The sequence below is a fragment of the Dolichospermum sp. FACHB-1091 genome (assembly GCF_014697585.1).
In the GTDB taxonomy this organism is placed as follows: domain Bacteria; phylum Cyanobacteriota; class Cyanobacteriia; order Cyanobacteriales; family Nostocaceae; genus Dolichospermum.
Map to the genome: position 1 here is coordinate 78,312 of NZ_JACJSB010000011.1, position 19,591 is coordinate 97,902.

A 19,591-nucleotide genomic window follows, 5' to 3' on the forward strand; every position below is an offset into this window, starting at 1 on the left:
TCTTAAATCCTCATTTCTCCGTGACCTCTGTGCCTCTGTGGTTCGTTATTCCATGAATCTTGCGTAAGTCCTATTCCATTATCTCATAAAACATTCTGTAAATCCCTAAATCCTGTACTTCGACTAGCTCAGTACAAGTCGCTCAGTAACCGAACACTCTGGGCTTGTGTCATGCTACGCTATCAGATAATTAATTATATAATTTAGGACTTACGCAAGTGTCAAACCAAAAATCTGTTGTAGGGTGCTTTACTGCTGGATAAATCCTGCAAATAAACAGATTGTTGATATCTGACGCACCCTACCAATGTGCCAGTTGCGTAAGTCCTGGCTGTGTATTATTATTTGTGTATTATTATTTATAATATACAATTTAGAGGAGTATGAATAATATGACCATAGATAACAATACCTTAGATCTAGTCACCGGGGGATTAGCGATCATGATTTTAGCAGGGGGAATGTTGATGATGTTTACTACCATTTTCACTACCAAGAAATAATTAATGCACCCAGGGTTTCTGGGTGATTAGTAGTATAATTTAAGAAGCATCTACACCAAAAGCTATTCTAATTACCCAAAATATCATTAAAGTTGCGATCGCTAACCAATCGGCCATTTTTAACTTTAATTCTTGCCATTTAACCTGATGTTCATTGGGACTAGTAAACCCCCTAACCATCATCGCATTTGCCATTTGTTCAGCCCGCAAAAGGATATTTTTTAATAGTCTCTCAGTCACAATTAACCAAACTTTTGCTCCTCCTTTTAATCCTAGCTTTTTCCAATTAATTGATCTAGTCATGATAGAACGAACTAAGTTTTGGATTTCTTCTAAAACCAAGGGAATAAACCGCAAAGATAAAGTTAGAGTTAGGGTGATTTCTGTAACTGGAATATTCAATTTTCTTAAAGGCTGCATTAAACTTTCTATTCCTGAAGTAATTTCCTCCGATGCGGTTGTGAGTAAATATAAATTAGTGCTGTAGATTAATGTAAAAACTATTGTACTCAAACTAATTGCTAAATCCCAAGAACGGCGACTGACTTTCACAAATCCCTGGTGAAATAACACATAGCTATATTGTTTATTACTATCTGCTATTTTCGGAGTAACTTGGGTATTTTTATCAGTGCTTGGTTGCGTGAGAATTTGTTCATTTCTAGGTAAACGGGACTGATAATTTATGCCTAATCCATCAGGACTAATTGCGCCAATAGCTAATACTAGGAATGATAATACCAACAGCCAGCCCATTTGTTGTCGCCATACTCTTGGGGGGATTTTAGCAAACACAGTAAAAAGAATTAGCAGTAATACCAGTAATACCCGCCAATAATTATTAGCGAAAACATAGCTACTTAGAAAGCTCAATAACCAAATTAACTTAACTCGCGGGTCGAGTTTATGTAACCAAGTTTGCGGTTCTTCTAAGTAAAGTCCGATGGGTAGCGATCGCAGTAAATCCATATTTTTGTCATTGGTCAGTTGTCATTTGTCAGTTGTCAACGGCATCAAGTCCAGGAAGATGATCAACTGACAATAGTTTTTTATTTTACACGAGTAGCTCGATTCGGACCACCAATTTCCATGTCTCGAACTTTCTTACTGCGCCAAAATAGACGAATGGGTGTCCCTTGAAAGCCCAACTGTTTACGGAATTGTCGTTCGATGTAACGGCGATAATTCTCATTAAAGCGTGTAGCATCATTCACAAACAAAGCAATAGAAGGAGGTTGACTACTCACCTGAGTCCCATAATATATTTTACCCTGACGACCGCCTCGGGATGTCGGTGGTGAATGCCAACTGATAGCATCTTCTAGCACTTCATTAATTACTGATGTACTTACGCGGCGTTTATGTGATTCAGCGGCTTCATTGACCAATTCTAAAATTTTTTCTACTCTTAATCCCGTAACTGCACTCACAAAAATAGTATCTGCCCATTCAGTAAAATGTAAGCGTGACTCTAAATCTTTTTCATGGTCATAGATAGTATAAGAGTCTTTTTCGACAGCATCCCACTTATTAACAACAATAACACAAGCGCGACCTTCTTCTAAAACGCGCCCAGCTAATTTTTGATCTTGTTCGGTTACACCGTCTATGGCATCAATCACTAATAAAACCACATCAGCCCGACGAATAGCTTTAAAAGCGCGGTTAATACTGAAAAATTCCGTCCCGTATTCTATATGTTTCTTTTTGCGAATACCAGCGGTATCAATTAACCTGTAAGTCTGTCCACCTCGTTCAACTATTGTATCAATTGTGTCTCTAGTTGTTCCAGAAATAGGACTCACAATAGCTCTATTTTCACCGACAAAAGCATTAAGTAAACTGGATTTCCCCACATTTGGACGGCCGATAATAGCGACTTTAATTTCTGGATTTTCCTCTACTTCTGTTGCATAAGGAATGTGATTCATTAACTCATCGAGAATTTCCCCCGTACCACTACCATGAATAGCGGAAATGGGGAAAGGTTCACCTAGTCCTAATTCCCAAAATTCAGCGGCTTGAATGATTCCCTGGTCAGGAGATTCGCATTTATTCACGGCCAATAATACGGGTACTGGTTGCTGACGTAACCATTCGGAAATTTCTTCATCTGCGGGCATTAGACCGGCTTGCCCATCAACTACGAAAATCGCCGCAGAGGCTTCTGCAAGAGCCGTTAAAGCTTGTTGGCGAATTAAAGGTAGAAATTCGGTGTCATCGTTAAAAACTAAGCCGCCTGTGTCCACTACCACAAATTCCCGATCATTCCAAAAAGCTGGACGATAGGTGCGATCGCGTGTTACACCTGGTTCATCGTGGACTATTGCTGTTTGATCTCCAGCAAGACGATTTACAAAGGTAGATTTGCCCACATTCGGGCGGCCGATAATTGCAACAATTGGCAATGGCATAAACTGAAGTTCTTTAGTGCTGAGTGTGTAGGTGTGCTGAGTTTTGTCTCTACGTTCTTCACCCAGCACTGTTTTAGAGAACTATTTATTGTAACATGGTTTTTGATAATTATGAGTTTTTGAAAAAGTTTTCCGTCAAGTGAGGTAAACTGCGATATTTACAGAATTTTTTGTGTCAACATACGAGCTATGAACACTATGAACACTGGTTCAGGAACATTATCTTGGCGAGCTAATTTTGTTGTTTTGGGGTTACTATGTCTTTAAGTGTAAAATTTCGTTATGAGATTCAATATTTATGGTCACATAGTATTAAAATTTGTTTGTATTAAGCATTTTATTTTTGAATTTTGAATCATGTTCATCAACCAAAAAGTTTGTATAGCTATCGCTGGTGCTACCTTGGCTGGGACGATTGCTTCTGCTTCCCCTGCTGGTGCTGTTGTTTTTACCTATAATGGTTCAAAGTACGATGTAACTACGCACAGTTTCAATGGCGATGATGCTTTTTCCGGCACAAATGCTTTGAACAGTCCGCTTAATGCGTTGTGGGGAAATCAATCTCTTGCTAATGGATTGGCTAGTGTTGTTGGTTGTCAATTAGGCGGTTGTTACGTGAATCCGACTGGAATAAATGGGAATGATTGGGCAGGAGCGTACTTCGCTTATGCAACCCAGACTGAACACGTACCTGGAAAGACGAACACTATTCTAAGTTTAGCGTCAATACAGCCGAACAATTCAACCGCCCTTCCATATATAGGAGAAGTTCAACACTCGTACAACATATATAACTGGCAAAATCCCAACCGAACATTCGCTAGAGCTGTGGCTGTGCCTGTGCCTTGGGATATTTCAGGGAGTGGTACTATTCTTGGTTCTATGACAGGAATTGGTCTTGGTGTAGGGTTGAAGCGATTAAAAAGCAAAAAAACATCAACATTAACAATAAGTTAAGTTGGCGTTAAAAATTCAATCTATGTAACATAGATAAATCCCTGAATTTTTAGAGAAATCAGGGATCTGAGTATCAAGATATTTAACTAGATTTCATTCAGGAATTGTAACTACTGGATCTTCAATTTCAGAAGACACACTAGGTAATTCTAGACAATATCCAGCGCCATAGACGGTTTTAATATAGCGTGGATGACGAGGATCGGGTTCAAGTTTGGTTCTCAAATGACGAATATGTACGCGAATAGTCTCAATATCATCATCAGGATCATAACCCCAAACTTCTCTGAGGATTTCACTGGGGGAAACGGTTTGTCCGTGACGTTGTAGCAAGCAGTGGAGTAACTCAAATTCTAAATGAGTCAATTTCACTGTTGTTTTGAACCAGATAGCCTCAAATCTTTCAGGAACAAGGGTAAGAGATCCATAGTTGAGAATTTCACTATGTTTTGCTGCTTGGGGAATTCTGTCAGTGCGTCGCAATAAAGCCCGTATCCGTGCTAATAATTCCTCTACCTCAAACGGTTTGGTAAGGTAGTCATCCGCACCAGCATTAAACCCTTCTACCTTATTTTGAGTTTGGCTTAAAGCAGTCAACATCAATATAGGAATCTCAGCAGTGCGTTCATCCCGACGTAAGCGTTGACAAACTGTAAACCCATCTACTTTGGGTAACATCAGATCAAGCATAATTAAGTCCGGTTGTAGCTGGAGAGCCAGTGCTTGACCTTTGACACCATCTTCGGCTTGACTAACATCGTAGCCCGCCATTTCCAAGTTGACGGCAACAAGTTCTGAAATCGCTAGGTCATCATCTATGACAAGAATCCTGGGCATTCTTAAAAATTATAACTACTTTATTTAAGGATAATTGACGTTCCCCTCACTACTAAAAGTTCGCTGTGCTAATTCTGGTAGAAAGTTGAGGGACTTTTGAGATCATCAAGCAAACCGTAAACTTTTGTTTTCCTTGATATATAAAAAGATTACCATCTTAATTATAAAAAATATGTTAAATCTAATATAAATATTAAAATCAAATTCATCCTCCCGTTCTTATGTATAAATACGAATACTCACCGCCATATTTTTTGCAAAATGGCATGACCATGACAACTTATACAGCTTTGTGGGCTAGTCGTGATTGGGAGAGTAAAACTACTCATCCAGAACCAGGATATCACGAAGTCATCTTCACAGGTGGACAAGGTGTGCCAATTTTTGGTAAGGTTGCTATTCCCCCAAATGCCCATAGTACAATTATTGGCACTTATGGTATTACTGGAGAATTAGACCAACAATGGTTTTTGCAAATTTTGGGACGCAAGGCTTACGCCCAAGGTTATGCTGTAGTATTATTTGATTGGCGGGCCCATGGTAAAACCGCAGAATTATCGCCAACATTGACTTCAGACGGTTTGTATGAGGGGGAAGATTTTGTCAGAATTGCGGAAACGTCCGCACAAATGGGTTGTCCTCCGCAATTTTGGTTTATAGGCTATTCTTTGGGGGGACAATTGGCCTTGTGGGGAGTGAAAGCTGCAGCAGATTTAGCACCCAAAGATATTGATCTTGCTGGTGGGGCGGTGATTTGTCCGAGTTTAGATTCCTGTCGATCACTAACTTATTTAGTTACGCACCCATTCGGTAAATATATTGAATCTCGCATTGCTAAAGAATTAAAAAAACTAGCTTGGAAAATCCATGCTGCTTATCCTGAATCTATTAAGCCTGAAGCTATTCATAGGGCTAATAGCATTTGGAAATTTGACGAAGAACTCGTTATTGAGGGTTTGGGTTTCCCTACCGTCACTGATTATTATCAAGCCAGCAGTGGGTTAGAATTATTACCTAAACTATCAAAACCAACCTTAATTCTATATGCTGCTGATGACCCCTTATTTGATCCTGCTATTATTCCTGATTTAGAAACCGCTGCTAGGAAAAATCCCGATATAGATTTATTACTCACTCGTTACGGTGGCCATGTTGGTTATGTGAGTAGTAAAAGATGTCAAAATCAATATCAAGATCCTGATCAATGGTGGGCTTGGAATCGCGTTTTACAGTGGATAGAAATAAAACGTCACCAAAAAATTGAACAGGTTTCTCTGGAAAAAAGTAAAGTTTAATTATTGACAACTGTGTTTAATTATAATTGGCTACCTGCACCCAAAAACTTAAATTTGTCATTAAATGATGTGCATCTTTGGCGCATTAATTTAAATCAATCAGAATCACAATTACAAGCTTTTTGGGAAACTTTATCTAGTGATGAAATTGCTCGCGCCGAAAGGTTTTATTTTCCTGAACATCGGCAAAGATTTATCGCTGGACGTGGCACAATCCGCGCCATTTTAGGGCGATATTTAGCTATTGACCCCAAACAAGTGGAATTTGAATATCAACCCCGTGGTAAGCCTTTTTTGGCGGCTAAATTTGCCAATCAAAGATTATTCTTTAATTTATCTCATTCCCAAGATTTGGCTTTGTGTGGTGTGAGTTATCAAAATCAGATTGGTGTAGATTTAGAATGTATTCGCACTATGTCAGATTTAGAAAGTCTGGCTAAACGGTTTTTTTCTGCTGAAGAATATGAACATCTGCGGTTAGTTTCTTCTGAAGAACAAAAACAAATGTTTTTCCGTTATTGGACTTGCAAAGAAGCTTATGTAAAAGCTACAGGAGATGGTTTAGTCAAGTTAGAAGAAATTAAAATATCTTTAACAGTAAATCAACCCAGTAGATTACTTGTATCAGGAGATTGGAATTTAAGAGAATTAATACCAACAGATAATTTTGCGGCCGCAGTTGTCGTTGCGGGGAAGAATATTAATTTGCATTGTTGGGAATATTGCTTCTTTGCGGACTATTATTAGGAAATATTAGGTAAAAAGTTCATCATCATCGTTACGAAGTCTGTCTTTTTTCGGTGGTTGGTTGTTCATTTGTGGGGTGTGTTTTTATATCGTGTTTGACCTCTCCCCCAGCCCCTCTCCTACTAAGTCTTGCTCCCCCTTCCCTTGCAGGGAAGGGGGTTGGGGGGTTAAGTCCGTTTGGGATGTTGGAGGAATGCGATCACTTTCTCAACGCATAACCAAAAAGCGATCACACTTCCATCTAAATATTTTCACTATTTTGTACATTTATCTGTAAATATTCTTGATTTGATATATAATTTTCTACATTTTCTAATATTTCCCTTAAATAACAAATAACTCTTTTTTGAATCTTCAATAATTCATCAGCAGTAGCTTTGTTGCCAATTTCCTCAAACGTCTTAAAACCATGTGCTAAATCATTTCTATTGGTTTTAATTGTGAGTAAATCACTTCCATCTTGAGTTTTGCTTTTATTAGTTTGGGACGAAAAACCATAAATTTTTGCTATATTTCTGATTTTTTGTGCATCTACATTACCTGAAAATAGTCTTTTCTTATTTTCTTTCTTAATCAGAGCATCAAAGGTAACTGATATGATATCAACTGAAATATTGATGAGACCTTGTAAAAGAGTATCTGTAGATTGGATATCTTTATCTCTTACATGATTAATAATAATTTTTTTTATTTCTTTTCTCACGTCATCGAAAGAGACTTGTTGCATTTTTAATTCATCAAAAATTGTTTCAATAGCATTACGCATAGTAGCTTCAACTAGGTTATATAGTAAAAAATATCCTGTCGCTTTAAGAGTATTTTCTAAATCATCATCTATTGGTTTTGTTTTTATATTGTTAGCATTACCCATACTTAATTGAATGTAACCTTGCTCTAGGTTTTTCAGGAAGTAAAAGTATTTACTAACTTCTTTAGCGCGTTCATTAAAATCTTGAAATAATGTACTTGTCATGAATTACCTAAAAGCTGATTGCGAACATATTCAATACGACGACTGACTTTATTTTGAGAACTACTAGCATCAGATTTCGTTAATTTTTTAAACTCATCAGAATCTAAAAAGGAAGTAGATTTTGGAACTAAATTAGGATTTTCTCTGAGCGCCAAAGCAATACCTACTGTAATAGATTCAAACTTAATTCTAGTTGTAGGTTCATAGCAATTCTTAGTTTTTCGATAAATATGTAAAGAATTGGAAATATACTTTTGTACAAATGCTAACATTGAATCAAATTCATTTCTCATAGCATTTATTTTGCTCTCATCTGATTGATTTTCCAGTTTTAAATATTCATTCAAGAATTTATGGACTTTGTTTTCAACATTGCCATAATTTTGATAATTATTTAAAAATGCAAAAAAACGTAATACATATTCTTGTGGATCTCCTTTATTAATTTCAGTGTCAGTAAAGGAACATAAATCTCTAAATAGTAGATTTTTTGAAAGTTCCTCAACTAAATCAAGACATTTTCCTGGTTCACCTCCTCTACGTTTTTCCATTTCATTCAATTCAACACTACCACTATTAATTCTTTGGAACAAATCCCTTCTAATTTCTTCATCTGCTTCTTCTGTTAATTGAATCATTTTAATAGTAGTTCTATTAAAACGTCTTTGGCGTGTTGGTAGTAAATCTGTAAACGTAAAGCCATTAAGATTTGTTAGTTTTTCAAGATTTCTTAATGTAAGTTCATTATTAATAAATCTGCTTAAAGTACGAATACGTTGTGTACCATCTATAATTTCCAACCGGGTTAAATCTTCTGATTCTGATACATCGGCCACAAAAATATAAGGGATTGGTAAATCTAACATTATAGATTCAATGAATTTTGATTGGGTATTTTCATCCCAAGCCATTGCTCGTTGATAATCTGGAATAAAAATCTCATTTTTATCTTCATCTATTCCATCTAAATATTTTTGAACAATTACTTCGATAGGATATTCTAAAGTCTTATAGTCAACACGCTTTCTATTATCGCGGATTTCTTGTTCCGCATTTTCTTTGCGTTGATTTGTAATTTCTAGTTGAGTTACCATATTTGACAATTTATTGTTTTGATATCTAAAGTTAGAGCTTTTTGATTGAGTGAATTAATTACATTTTACCAGTGAAATAGGTGAATTTAGCTAGATTAAGAAATCTTAATAATTGAATATAAACCCTTTAAAATCAAGGTGAGTCCATCAAGACCCACCATAACCTAAATTATAATAACAAAGTTTTTCTCTATTAAGCAATAGCAAACTCAGTAAACTTCCGAGTTTCAGGATCATGAAAAGCTAACACAATATCTTCTTTTGGTACACCTTCCCTTAATAACTCCGTTGCTATTCCTTCCTGGGTCCAATCTTCCTCAATGTAAATTTTCTCATTTTTAATACGAATATGAACATGAGTTGATTTTAGTCTTTTATCTTCTTTCCAATCAACTGTTAACCACAAATAATGATCGTGAGTTTCATCAAATACTAAACAGGTTTCAGTATTATAATCAGGAGATTTATGAACCAACTGATCATATTCTGTTAAAATACTTTTAATTAACTCCCGATATTTTATAATTTTATCCATGATTGAATCTCCTGTTTTTTATCATTAAAAACAATAAAGTTAAGTTGATGACGTTTAATTACAGGTTGGATGGATTTTCTTTGAAAGAAAGTATTAAAAATTGTACTTCTTACTGCTAAATACAGTTCATAATCTTTATGAGAAAATTCGAGAAAATCACGATATAAAAGATATTGCCCTAAAGCATTTTGAAAATCATTCATTGGTGAAGGATTAATAAAACTTTTGATTTCTACTACAATAATACGTTTTTGTTTTTCAGGCAATAAAGTCTTTTCAGCTAATAAATCAGCATAAAGGTTATCATCTTCATATTCAACAGTATAAGGATCTGCTGTAATTGTCCAACCGTCTTTAATTAAAGCATTTTTCACCGCTTCATGGTATATGTCCTTTGCTGGCATTTTTCACCCCGATAATCAACTATTATATTATATAGCAATCCTGAACAGTTTGTGAGAAAATACGTAGATAAAAATCCTTGTTTTATAAGCATTTTAGCCTTGTTGAACTCTCACGTATCATTTAGGATTGCTATAACATTCAGGTGAGTTCATCAAGACCCACCCTAACCTAAATTATACCAAAGCCGCTTCTCCTTACTAATCACCCTCCCCTCATCCTCAAAACCAACAATTTGATCACATTAACAACATACTTTTCACATCTTCTAAAGACATTGAAACACTATTCTTTTCTTCTTCCTTAGCATCTCTCAAATCTCGTAAATCTTCCAAATCTTCTAATAATTCCTGAATCTTCAAAAATTCCTCATAAGGTAAAACCGCAAATTGTTTTTCACCATTTTTTGTTAAAAACTCAGGATGTAATTCAATCATTTTTTAACCTCCTATTACTCATAAGCTTTACTACGATGCTTAACCCTATACACGATTATAGTTTGTTCTGCTAATTCAAACAAAATTCGATAATCACCAACTCTTAAACGATATTCTGGAGTAAAATTTGTTAAGCGTTTCACATCTCCTTGTAAATCATCTTGCATTGCTTCAATTTTATTGATAATGCGTTCTCTGTCATTTACAGGAATTTTCTGTAAATCTTTAATCGCTTTGGGTTTAAATTCTATTTGGTAATGCACATATTTTAACCTTTTTCAAAACATTAAGGTGAGTCCATCCAAACTCACCCTAACCTAAATTATACTAACAAATTTTTTCTCGATTAAGCCACAGCAAATTCTGTAAACTTCCGAGTTTCAGGATCATGAAAAGCCAAAACAATATCCTCTTTTGGTACACCTTCTCTTAATAACTCCGTTGCAATACCTTCCTGGGTCCAATCTTCCTCAATATATATCTTATCATTTTTAATGCGAACATAAATATGAGTATTATTAACTCTTTTTTTGTTAACCCAATCAATACTACGCCAAAAATAATGATGATTATTGTCATCAAAAATTAAACAATTTTCCGGGTGAAAATCAGGAGCTTTTTCAACAATTTGATAATATTCTGTTAAGATTTTTTTGATTATTTCTCCATATCTTGTGAGCTTATCCATGATACAATTTCCTCCTGTTCGTTATTAAAAACAATAAACTCTACCTGATGACGTTTAACAATAGCTTTTGCATATTCCGCATCTGCATCTGCTGATAATAATACAGGATTGGCTTTGATCTAAAAGATAGTTTTTATTGATCTCTAACATTTTAGTAACACTCCGATAAAGATTTTATGAATGTTAAATATTCTGATTTTTTTCAAAAGGATTGAGTAATTTTAAATTAGTAATCCAACGAAAATCATCAATGTTTCTAGTGACAACAGTTAAATCATAAACTAATCCTGTAGCCGCAATAATAGTATCTCCTAAAGACATTTTTTTAATCTGTTTTAGTTTTACTCCTTGCTCAATTACAGCTTGAGAAACTGGTAATATTTGAGAAGCATTGAAAAACTCCTCAAAAGAGGTTTTATCTTCATCATTTATCTGATGATAACCCAATACTTCGAGATAAGAAAGAGCAGATACAAAAGGAGAATTTTCAGCGATAAACTCCCTTAAAAATTCATTTTCTGCTTGTGCTGCATAAATAATAATATTGCTATCAAGTAACATCATTTAATCACGATTAGGAAGAGAGCGATCTTGACGAATTTCTTGTTGCCATTTCTGCGGATCAATTTCAACAAAAATATTCTTTTTTGATATTTTTCTTAATGCTTCTGCCATTTTTTGTCCATTAGATATGGTAAGATATGAAAAATCTATTCCCATTAATTCTAAAATATTCAAAAATATGTCTGTATCCATTTCCATGATTTCGGCTGCTTTATGTAAACTAATTAACCGAGATGTTAAAGCACCAAGTACAAATATAAAGGTTTCTTTTTGTTCTATACTCTGGAATAATTGCACTTGAGAGGCAATTTCTTTAAAGGTAGTTTGGTGATTCATTTATTTGATACTGGTTAATGGATTAAGTCTATTTTTATAATTATATCAACTTTGCTCTACCAAAAACATAAAACAAAACGAGAAGAAGGATAATTAATCTTGGCATTATGCCAATGGTAAAAATAGGGAACGATTAGAAAAATGATCTTGTTCTAAAGATTGAGATAAATACTCTAAAGTTTCTGTTTGTTCTTGTTCATCTCCTTCTTCTTCCCACGTTTTTAATAATTCAAGTGCTTTTTTGTTGTTGCTTTTTGTTGGTTCTAATTCTCTTTTCCTCTCAATTATTGTTTCTAATTGTTTGATATAATCGAGGATTTTTTGATAAGATGCGGCATCTTGTACTACTAATTCTGCTTTACCGTTAACCGTTAAAATCAGAGGATTTCCGGTTTCTTTCATCTGATTAATGAGTTCGTTGGTGTTGCGTTTGAAGGTTGAGAGGGATTGAATATCTTGACTGAGATTAATCATGGTTGGTGACTCTGCACTAAATTTAGATTTAATTTAATGTTAGCATAAATAGGACTTACGTAAGATGTTGCTGAACACCTTATTCTTGCGTAGGGGTAATTCATGAATTACCCCAAATTCGGTTCTTTTTGCGTAAGTCCTGATAAAATTAAAAAAGCAATCGCACTTCATTCTACCTACATCAAAAAGCGATCGCTCTCCACCAAACCACACCCAAACAGCGATCGCTTTGTTATAGTTTCTACTCTACTCAGTTAACGGTTAACGGATTCTGATAAATCCTGATACAGAAGATAAATTACGAGTAAAGTTACCACTGGTATTGACTGGTCGCTTACCTTTATTACCTTCAGAAGTCTTAATTACAGTGCTTCCTTGAGAATATGCTCTGATAATGCCAATATGATTAAACTCACCCGGAGCTTCAGACCAGTCAAAAGTAACAATATCTCCACGCATAGGAATCACCGAACCTTTAGGACACCAAAAATCGTTTTGTTTTGCCCAAAATTTCCATGATTCAACAAGAGCCATTGTTGCCCAAAAACCTTCAGGTTGATCTGGTATATCAATTCCTACGTTACGACAACAATAAGCAACAAAAGCCGCACACCAATTATAAAAAACTGGATCACTTCCGATATGACCTATATTTTGCATAGGTTTACGGAAAGGTTTGAGGTATTTTTCCGCTTCACTACTTGCACTACTCCAAGTAAGTCCTTTAGCGGCTTCAATTTCAGCAAAACCAGCCAATCGTAAATAAATAGGATCAGATGGATCTACAGAAATGCTATCTCCAGGTTTACCACCAAGTTTATCCCAAGTCATGGGACCTACTTCCCCATCAGCCATTAAACCTGCTTTTAACTGAAAAGCTTTAACGGCATTTTCTGTGTTATTTTCAAATTCACCATCTACTTGGCCAGCATTAAATCCTAAATCATTAAGTGCTTTTTGCAAGGCTTTAACATCATCTCCTTTACTACCCCAACGCAGAATACGAGTTAAGGTTGGTAAATCAGTGGTAGGAGTAATGGTAATATCAGGTGCGGTAACAGAAGGAATCTTCTTATCAGAGGGAGCAATTAAAAAGGTTTTTGCTGTAGGATATTTGCCTAAAAAATCTACAAATTCATCCGTTAGTTTGGTTTTTAATTCTACTACTTCAATAGGTTCTGAACCTGCATTAGCAGCGATAACTGGATAAGATGTGCCATCTTCTTCCTTCCGAAAAAGTTCAAACCATGTCACCTCTTTTTGTTTTGTTTTTGTATCAATATCGTCACCCATTCCACTTTCTGGTGATAAGGAAATAAATCCTTTTTCTTCCATTCTTTTGAGAAGAACAACAGCACCGCATTGTTGACTCACTAAATTAGGATCAAATTTTCCATCTGAAGCATATTTACCTTTAGTATAGTGATTAGAAAAACTCCATAAATAAGGAGATTTTACGCTAGGATGAAATAGACGATGACCTAGTCCATTGTAGCGTTCAAGTTTCCAGCAACAACCACTAATACTCCAATCAGTCCAATTATTTAAACCATCAAAGGTTAAAGCATCTTGTGCCGATTCTTCCCATGTAAAAGGTGGCTTTCCGGGGGGACGATTTTTAGGAATATTAATTGTTTTAGCACTTAAGCGATCGCCATTGTGTAAATGAGTATTAAAATTTCCACTAGCTTCTAGTTGATGAATTACTGCAACAATAAACCAAGGAACATCAGTCAGTCTTTCTACTTTTTTATAGCGAGAGCGATTGTCCATAAGACGATTAACAATCGTATCAACTTGACTTAGTTTATCAGATTTGATTTGACAATCTCTGTAGAGTTGTTCATATTCTGTTCTTAGCGCTGCATTGAATTGTACCATTTGATTTGCTCCTTTGAATACAATTTGATTATTTTTAGCTGACAAAAGCTATATTTTGATAGTTCCATAAAATATCCTCAAAATTCTGATATATAAGTAATAACGTATCTCCCCCCCCCCCGAATAATCAGCTTTTCTTATGTATTTTCATAGTTAATTAATAGTTGATTTCTCTATCGGGATATCCTGAGCATGAAACATTTATCCGCGTCAATTCTAAAATTTGCCAAAACATTTCTGTATCCACTTCCATAATTTTGGTTGCTTTATGCAAACTAATATTAATTAGAATCAGTAAAATTTGCTCTTCTTGTATAGCAAGTTTAAGTGGCACAGGCTTCTAGCCTGTGAATCTGCTAAAATCAAACTTGTAAAAATTTAAAAATTAACTCTTAACAAAAATTCATGTAATTCATCTATAGAAATAGGAGATTTATAAATATTATCTTCTGATTCATAAACATCTGCAAAAGATACTATTGCTTCCTTTAATTTATTAACTGCATCTTCTTGAGTATCTCCCTGTCCAACAATACCATTTTCTAAACACAAACCCACCCAATAACCAGAACTTTGTCTGAGAACAACTGTGTAAAAGTTCATTTTTGTTTCCCTATAGATTAAATTTAGGATCAAGAGACAGTATTAAGCCACAGCAAACTCTGTAAATTTACGAGTTTCAGGATCATGAAAAGCTAAAACAATATCCTCTTTCGGTACACCTTCCCTTAATAACTCCGTTGCTATTCCTTCCTCAGTCCAATCTTCCTCAATGTAAATCTTCTCATTTTTAATTCTCACATAAACAGTAATTGCCTTCACTCGTTTTCTTTCATTCCAACCTACATCAAACCATAAATACTGATCTCTTTCATCATCAAAAGATAAGACTGTATCAACTCCAGAAATATTAGGAGTTTGACTAGCTATTTGATCATATTCTGTTAATATTTTTTTGACAATTGCACGATAATTATTTAATTTATCCATTGGACAATTTCCTCCTGAACAATATTAATTACAATCAGTAAAATTTTATATTCTTCTATGACAAGTTGAATCCCTTTTGTTTGAAAAAAAGTTTCATAAGCCTCTTGCTCAATTGCTAAGTAAAGACGATAATCAGGATGTAATTGTCTTAGCAATGTACGGTATAAAATATATTGTCCTAAAGCACATTGAAATTCATGAATTAAAGAAAGACTCAAGAAACTTTTAATTTCTACTACAATATTAGTATCTTCTTTTTGTGCAGAAAATAACTTTTTACCGGCAAGATCAGCAAATAGTTTTAGTCCTTCATATCTAATGGTATAAGGATCACGAATAATCTGCCAACCATCCTTGAGTAAAGCGTTTTTAAATCCATCATGATATAAATCCTTTGCTGGCATGGTTTACCCTGGTAATAGAATATTATAACATTCAGGGGAGTCCACAAAGAACTCACCCCAATTACATTATACCAAAGCCGCCTGTTCCTCCTTACTAATCACCCTCCCCTCGTCCTCAAAACCAACAATTTGATCAAAATTCAAATAACGATACAAATTATCAGCCTTAATTCTATCATGTTTTATCCTCTTTATATCCATAAGATTTTATACACTAATCATCTACTAAATTTTCCAACTCATCAGAAATCAAATTTTGCCAATCTTCATCACAATGGGAATGTAAATGAATTGAAGCTACTAATAATTCTGAAAGTATTTTACCCTTTTGGCGATCGCTTAATTCAGAAAGTTGTAATTGATTAACCAGAGAAAGAACATTTTGACATTCTTCCTGTAATTCCATTAGTAACTGATTAAGCGTTGAGTTTTCACTGCTAATTTTTTGTTTTGCGAGTGTCATTAGTTTTTACCCAATCTTTTTAACGCTTGTTTTATTCCTTGTTCAAAAGCTCTGATTTCCTTTTCCCAATGATTAATCAAACCTGGATCTGGAAATTCTTTCTCTAATTCTACCCTAATTTTTTCCTTGTGTTCAGCAATACGAGATTCCAAAGATGATATTGCTTTCTTAAAATGACTTTTCCCCATAAAATATAAATTATAACATATTCAGGTGAGTCCATCCAGACCCACCCTAACCTAAATTATACCAAAGCCGCCTGTTCCTCCTTACTAATCACCCTCCCCTCGTCCTCAAAACCAACAATTTGATCAAAATTCAAATAACGATACAAATTATCAGCAAAAGGATTAATTTTCTCCCCCACAATCTCCATATATTCCTTAACTGTAGGAATACGCCCCAATAATGCACAAACTGCTGCTAATTCCGCTGAACCTAAATACACTTGAGCGCCTTTACCCATGCGATTATTAAAATTACGAGTTGAGGTGGAAAACACTGTTGTATTATCATCAACTCGCGCCTGATTTCCCATACATAAACTGCATCCAGGAATCTCCGTTCTCGCATTCGCACCTACAAAAACATCATACACTTTTTCTACTTTTAATTGATGTTCATCCATTCTTGTCGGAGGTGCAATCCATAACCGCGCTTTCACCGCACCAGCACCTTCTAAAACCTTGGCTGTTGCTCGATAATGTCCGATATTTGTCATACAAGAACCTACGAAAACTTCCTGTACTGGATCATTCGCAACTTCTGATAATAACTTAACATTATCAGGGTCATTTGGTGCCGCTACAATTGGTTCTTTGATTTCGTTTAAATCAATCTCAATTACTGCTGCATATTCGGCATCTGCATCTGCTGATAATAATACAGGATTGGCTAACCATTCCTCCATTTTTGCCACGCGCCGCAGGATAGTTCTGGCATCACTATAACCCCGTGCTACCATATTTTTTAACAGGGCAATATTTGACCGCAAATATTCGGCTATTGTCTCTTCACTTAACTTAATTGTACAACCTGCACAAGAACGTTCGGCGGAAGCATCTGTTAATTCAAATGCTTGTTCTACTTTCAAATTTGGTAATCCTTCAATTTCCAAAATGCGCCCGGAAAAAACATTTTTCTTGTTCTGTTTTTCCACTGTTAATAATCCTTTCTGCATAGCTACATAAGGAATGGCGTTAACAATATCTCTCAAGGTAATTCCTGGTTGCAATTCTCCTTTAAAACGGACTAATACCGATTCTGGCATATCTAAGGGCATTACACCCAATGCACCGGCAAAGGCCACTAAACCAGAACCCGCAGGAAAGGATATACCCAAGGGAAAGCGGGTATGGGAGTCTCCTCCTGTTCCCACGGTGTCAGGTAATAACATCCGGTTTAACCAGGAGTGAATGATACCATCACCGGGACGCAAAGCCACGCCACCACGAGAGGAAATGAAGTCTGGTAGTTCTTGATGGGTTTTGATATCTACAGGTTTGGGATAAGCGGCTGTGTGACAGAAACTTTGCATGACTAAATCTGCACTGAAACCTAAACAAGCCAGTTCTTTTAATTCGTCTCTGGTCATTGGTCCTGTAGTGTCCTGAGAACCCACTGTGGTCATGATTGGTTCGCAAGATGTCCCCGGACGTACTCCTGGTAAACCAGAGGCTTTACCGACCATTTTCTGCGCCAATGTGTAGCCTTTTCCGGTGTCTGATCCCCCCAGTCCCCCCTTAGTAAGGGGGGTTAGGGGGGTGCGGATAAATAAATCGCTGGGTGCTAAACCCAAGGCTTGACGGGTTTTGTCGGTGAGGGTACGGCCAATTAATAGGGGAATGCGGCCACCTGCGCGAACTTCGTCTAAAATGGTGTCAGGTTTGAGGCTGAAGGTGGAAATTACTTCTCCTGCGGCGTTGGTAACTTCACCTTTGTAGGGGTAGATGGTAATTACGTCACCAGTTGCCATTTTTGTGACATCGCATTGTATAGGTAAAGCTCCCGCATCTTCGGCGGTGTTAAAAAAGATAGGTGCGATCGCACTACCCAAAATATAGCCTCCAGCCCGTTTATTTGGTACAAAGGGGATATCATTACCTAAATGCCATAATACAGAATTGATCGCAGATTTACGAGATGAACCTGTACCCACCACGTCACCGACATAGGCCACAGGATGTCCTTTTTTCTTTAAGTCTGCAATGGTTTCTAAACTTCCCGGTTGTCGGGTTTCTAACATTGCTAAGGCGTGTAAAGGAATATCTGGACGGGTTGTAGCGTGGGTTGCTGGTGATAAGTCGTCAGTGTTAGTTTCTCCGGGAACTTTGAAAACCGTGACGGTGATAGATGCTGGTAATGTGGGACGAGTGGTAAACCATTCCGCTGCGGACCAGGAGTCTACCACTTTTTTAGCGTATTTGTTGGTTTTTGATAGTTCTAATACATCATGAAACGCATCATAAACTAACAGGATTTTGCTCAATGCTATTGCTGCGGTTTCTGCTACCGGGGAAGAGAGTAAATCAATTAAGGATTGAACGTTATAACCGCCTACCATTGTTCCCAGTAATTCTACTGCTTCGATAGCAGAGACTAAGGGACTGGTAATTTCTCCTTTAGCAATAGCAGTAAGAAATCCGGCTTTTACATAAGCTGCTTGATCTACTCCGGGGGGAATGCGATCGCGTAATAAATGTAATAATAACTCTTCCGTACCTGGGGCGGGATTTTTCAGTAATTCACATAATTCTGAAGTTTGTAATGCGTCTAATGGTAAAGGGGGAATACCGAGTTGGGCGCGTTCTTGGGTGTGTTGTTGGTATTCTGCTAACATGATTTAGCCTTTCTCCTGCTATGTCTTGTTTTCTTTATTTTATTGTAAGGGAATTGTTACAGGAGTTACTGGTAAACGAATTTGTCAGAAATAGACAGTTTGTGGTTTATAATTTAAGAAGTAAAGTTGACATTAGGTAGGTTACTATGGTGACAAAACAAATAATTCAAGAGAAATTAGAAGGTTTAACCCAAGAAGAACTTAATCAAGTTTATGGACTAATTGAACAATTAAGTAGTGCAGAAAAGCCAGTTAAAAAGCCTAGTCTAATGTCTCAATTACGGCAAATATCAATTGATGCTCCTGAAGATTTTTCTGTGCAAGTTGCGATTAGTTTAGGGAGAGATGTAAGTGAGGAGTAAAATTTTTGTTGATACTCTGTTTATTGTAGCTTTAATCAATAAACGAGATCAATATCATCAAACAGCTTTACAGTTTGCTGAACAATTTGAAAATTATCCTTTGATTACAACTGACGCAATTTTTTTAGAAGTTGGTAATACTTTATCAAATAACTATAAAAATCAAGCGGTTGAATTGATGGAAAGTTTTCTAGAATCTGATGATGTTGAAGTTATTCGTTTAAATCCTGATTTATTTGATGAAGCATTAAGTTTATATAAAAAACATCAAGATAAATCTTGGGGTTTAGTTGATTGTATTTCTTTTGTGGTGATGAAAAGATATGAAGTTACCCAAGCATTAACTTTTGATAGGCATTTTATTCAAGCAGGTTTTCAAGCATTAATGAAGTAATT

28 protein-coding genes are annotated in these 19,591 nt (G+C 35.8%); 6 read left to right on the forward strand and 22 right to left on the reverse strand.

Going from position 1 to position 19,591, the window contains the following annotated elements; genetic code table 11:
- Positions 1 to 542 precede the first annotated feature (542 nt).
- Together H6G25_RS09140 and der are read right to left on the reverse strand one after the other, a co-directional pair.
- Positions 543 to 1,472, reverse strand: coding sequence for an energy-coupling factor transporter transmembrane protein EcfT (locus tag H6G25_RS09140; RefSeq protein ID WP_190392205.1), 930 nt, complete (start codon positions 1,470 to 1,472; stop codon positions 543 to 545).
- Positions 1,473 to 1,552: 80 nt separating this feature from the next.
- On the reverse strand, positions 1,553 to 2,917 hold the full coding sequence (gene der, locus H6G25_RS09145) for a ribosome biogenesis GTPase Der (protein ID WP_190392206.1): 1,365 nt from the start codon (positions 2,915 to 2,917) through the stop codon (positions 1,553 to 1,555).
- Between the two features lie 357 nt (positions 2,918 to 3,274).
- Between der and H6G25_RS09150 the strand changes: the two genes are divergently transcribed.
- Complete coding sequence (locus tag H6G25_RS09150; RefSeq protein WP_190392207.1) at positions 3,275 to 3,874, forward strand: hypothetical protein; 600 nt, start codon at positions 3,275 to 3,277, stop codon at positions 3,872 to 3,874.
- A 93-nt stretch (positions 3,875 to 3,967) separates the two neighbouring features.
- Here H6G25_RS09150 and H6G25_RS09155 read toward each other — a convergent pair whose 3' ends face one another.
- Positions 3,968 to 4,711, reverse strand: coding sequence for a response regulator transcription factor (locus H6G25_RS09155; RefSeq protein ID WP_190392208.1), 744 nt, complete (start codon positions 4,709 to 4,711; stop codon positions 3,968 to 3,970).
- A 221-nt stretch (positions 4,712 to 4,932) separates the two neighbouring features.
- On the opposite strand from H6G25_RS09155, the gene H6G25_RS09160 reads away from it, so the two are divergent.
- Together H6G25_RS09160 and hetI are read left to right on the forward strand one after the other, a co-directional pair.
- The gene (locus tag H6G25_RS09160; protein WP_190392209.1) at positions 4,933 to 6,006 is read left to right on the forward strand and encodes an alpha/beta fold hydrolase; all 1,074 of its coding nucleotides are present in this window, start codon (positions 4,933 to 4,935) and stop codon (positions 6,004 to 6,006) included.
- 12 nt (positions 6,007 to 6,018) lie between these two features.
- A complete protein-coding gene (gene hetI, locus H6G25_RS09165) occupies positions 6,019 to 6,753 on the forward strand; it encodes a 4'-phosphopantetheinyl transferase HetI (protein WP_190392210.1) in 735 nt (244 codons plus the stop codon).
- A gap of 241 nt (positions 6,754 to 6,994) precedes the next feature.
- On the opposite strand, the gene H6G25_RS09170 is transcribed toward hetI, so the two are convergent.
- The 10 genes from H6G25_RS09170 to H6G25_RS21125 all read right to left on the reverse strand — a co-directional run bounded on the left by H6G25_RS09170 (position 6,995) and on the right by H6G25_RS21125 (position 12,256).
- On the reverse strand, positions 6,995 to 7,726 hold the full coding sequence (locus H6G25_RS09170; RefSeq protein WP_190392211.1) for an MAE_28990/MAE_18760 family HEPN-like nuclease: 732 nt from the start codon (positions 7,724 to 7,726) through the stop codon (positions 6,995 to 6,997).
- Positions 7,723 to 8,820, reverse strand: coding sequence for a DUF262 domain-containing protein (locus H6G25_RS09175; RefSeq protein WP_028090496.1), 1,098 nt, complete (start codon positions 8,818 to 8,820; stop codon positions 7,723 to 7,725). Before H6G25_RS09175 ends, H6G25_RS09170 begins: the two co-directional genes overlap by 4 nt.
- A 193-nt stretch (positions 8,821 to 9,013) precedes the next feature.
- Positions 9,014 to 9,355: a XisI protein gene (locus H6G25_RS09180; RefSeq protein ID WP_028090498.1), complete on the reverse strand. Its 342-nt coding sequence runs from the start codon at positions 9,353 to 9,355 to the stop codon at positions 9,014 to 9,016.
- Positions 9,340 to 9,759 (reverse strand): XisH family protein, encoded by a 420-nt coding sequence (locus H6G25_RS09185; RefSeq protein WP_190367320.1) that lies wholly within the window; start codon positions 9,757 to 9,759, stop codon positions 9,340 to 9,342. Before H6G25_RS09185 ends, H6G25_RS09180 begins: the two co-directional genes overlap by 16 nt.
- A 237-nt stretch (positions 9,760 to 9,996) precedes the next feature.
- A complete protein-coding gene (locus H6G25_RS09190) occupies positions 9,997 to 10,194 on the reverse strand; it encodes a hypothetical protein (protein WP_028082818.1) in 198 nt (65 codons plus the stop codon).
- Positions 10,195 to 10,208: 14 nt separating this feature from the next.
- A complete protein-coding gene (locus tag H6G25_RS09195; RefSeq protein ID WP_028082817.1) occupies positions 10,209 to 10,457 on the reverse strand; it encodes a type II toxin-antitoxin system RelE/ParE family toxin in 249 nt (82 codons plus the stop codon).
- 83 nt (positions 10,458 to 10,540) lie between these two features.
- On the reverse strand, positions 10,541 to 10,882 hold the full coding sequence (locus H6G25_RS09200; RefSeq protein ID WP_190392212.1) for a XisI protein: 342 nt from the start codon (positions 10,880 to 10,882) through the stop codon (positions 10,541 to 10,543).
- A 183-nt stretch (positions 10,883 to 11,065) separates the two neighbouring features.
- On the reverse strand, positions 11,066 to 11,446 hold the full coding sequence (locus tag H6G25_RS09205; protein WP_199319707.1) for a type II toxin-antitoxin system VapC family toxin: 381 nt from the start codon (positions 11,444 to 11,446) through the stop codon (positions 11,066 to 11,068).
- A complete protein-coding gene (locus tag H6G25_RS21120) occupies positions 11,447 to 11,782 on the reverse strand; it encodes a hypothetical protein (RefSeq protein ID WP_242034915.1) in 336 nt (111 codons plus the stop codon).
- Between the two features lie 105 nt (positions 11,783 to 11,887).
- Positions 11,888 to 12,256, reverse strand: coding sequence for a type II toxin-antitoxin system prevent-host-death family antitoxin (locus tag H6G25_RS21125; RefSeq protein WP_190392213.1), 369 nt, complete (start codon positions 12,254 to 12,256; stop codon positions 11,888 to 11,890).
- A gap of 102 nt (positions 12,257 to 12,358) precedes the next feature.
- On the opposite strand from H6G25_RS21125, the gene H6G25_RS09220 reads away from it, so the two are divergent.
- Positions 12,359 to 12,514 carry a hypothetical protein gene (locus H6G25_RS09220; RefSeq protein WP_190392214.1) on the forward strand — a complete coding sequence of 52 codons (156 nt, stop codon included), beginning with the start codon at positions 12,359 to 12,361 and terminating at the stop codon, positions 12,512 to 12,514.
- 3 nt (positions 12,515 to 12,517) lie between these two features.
- On the opposite strand, the gene H6G25_RS09225 is transcribed toward H6G25_RS09220, so the two are convergent.
- The 9 genes from H6G25_RS09225 to acnB all read right to left on the reverse strand — a co-directional run bounded on the left by H6G25_RS09225 (position 12,518) and on the right by acnB (position 18,833).
- The gene (locus H6G25_RS09225) at positions 12,518 to 14,137 is read right to left on the reverse strand and encodes a peptidoglycan-binding protein (protein ID WP_190392215.1); all 1,620 of its coding nucleotides are present in this window, start codon (positions 14,135 to 14,137) and stop codon (positions 12,518 to 12,520) included.
- Between the two features lie 157 nt (positions 14,138 to 14,294).
- On the reverse strand, positions 14,295 to 14,471 hold the full coding sequence (locus H6G25_RS09230; RefSeq protein WP_190392216.1) for a hypothetical protein: 177 nt from the start codon (positions 14,469 to 14,471) through the stop codon (positions 14,295 to 14,297).
- A gap of 44 nt (positions 14,472 to 14,515) precedes the next feature.
- A complete protein-coding gene (locus H6G25_RS09235) occupies positions 14,516 to 14,740 on the reverse strand; it encodes a type II toxin-antitoxin system HicB family antitoxin (protein ID WP_190392217.1) in 225 nt (74 codons plus the stop codon).
- 42 nt (positions 14,741 to 14,782) lie between these two features.
- On the reverse strand, positions 14,783 to 15,127 hold the full coding sequence (locus tag H6G25_RS09240; protein ID WP_190392218.1) for a XisI protein: 345 nt from the start codon (positions 15,125 to 15,127) through the stop codon (positions 14,783 to 14,785).
- A complete protein-coding gene (locus tag H6G25_RS09245; RefSeq protein ID WP_190392219.1) occupies positions 15,115 to 15,531 on the reverse strand; it encodes a XisH family protein in 417 nt (138 codons plus the stop codon). Before H6G25_RS09245 ends, H6G25_RS09240 begins: the two co-directional genes overlap by 13 nt.
- A gap of 66 nt (positions 15,532 to 15,597) precedes the next feature.
- Positions 15,598 to 15,732: a hypothetical protein gene (locus H6G25_RS21500; protein WP_277881743.1), complete on the reverse strand. Its 135-nt coding sequence runs from the start codon at positions 15,730 to 15,732 to the stop codon at positions 15,598 to 15,600.
- A gap of 13 nt (positions 15,733 to 15,745) precedes the next feature.
- Positions 15,746 to 15,994, reverse strand: a complete 249-nt coding sequence (locus tag H6G25_RS09250; protein WP_190392220.1) for a hypothetical protein — start codon at positions 15,992 to 15,994, stop codon at positions 15,746 to 15,748.
- Complete coding sequence (locus H6G25_RS09255) at positions 15,994 to 16,182, reverse strand: hypothetical protein (protein ID WP_190392221.1); 189 nt, start codon at positions 16,180 to 16,182, stop codon at positions 15,994 to 15,996. Before H6G25_RS09255 ends, H6G25_RS09250 begins: the two co-directional genes overlap by 1 nt.
- A gap of 56 nt (positions 16,183 to 16,238) precedes the next feature.
- Positions 16,239 to 18,833: a bifunctional aconitate hydratase 2/2-methylisocitrate dehydratase gene (gene acnB, locus H6G25_RS09260; RefSeq protein WP_190392222.1), complete on the reverse strand. Its 2,595-nt coding sequence runs from the start codon at positions 18,831 to 18,833 to the stop codon at positions 16,239 to 16,241.
- Between the two features lie 146 nt (positions 18,834 to 18,979).
- Between acnB and H6G25_RS09265 the strand changes: the two genes are divergently transcribed.
- Positions 18,980 to 19,195: a hypothetical protein gene (locus H6G25_RS09265; protein ID WP_190392223.1), complete on the forward strand. Its 216-nt coding sequence runs from the start codon at positions 18,980 to 18,982 to the stop codon at positions 19,193 to 19,195.
- A complete protein-coding gene (locus H6G25_RS09270) occupies positions 19,185 to 19,589 on the forward strand; it encodes a PIN domain-containing protein (protein ID WP_190392224.1) in 405 nt (134 codons plus the stop codon). The genes H6G25_RS09265 and H6G25_RS09270 overlap by 11 nt, the downstream gene beginning before the upstream one ends.
- The last annotated feature ends 2 nt before the right edge of the window (positions 19,590 to 19,591 follow it).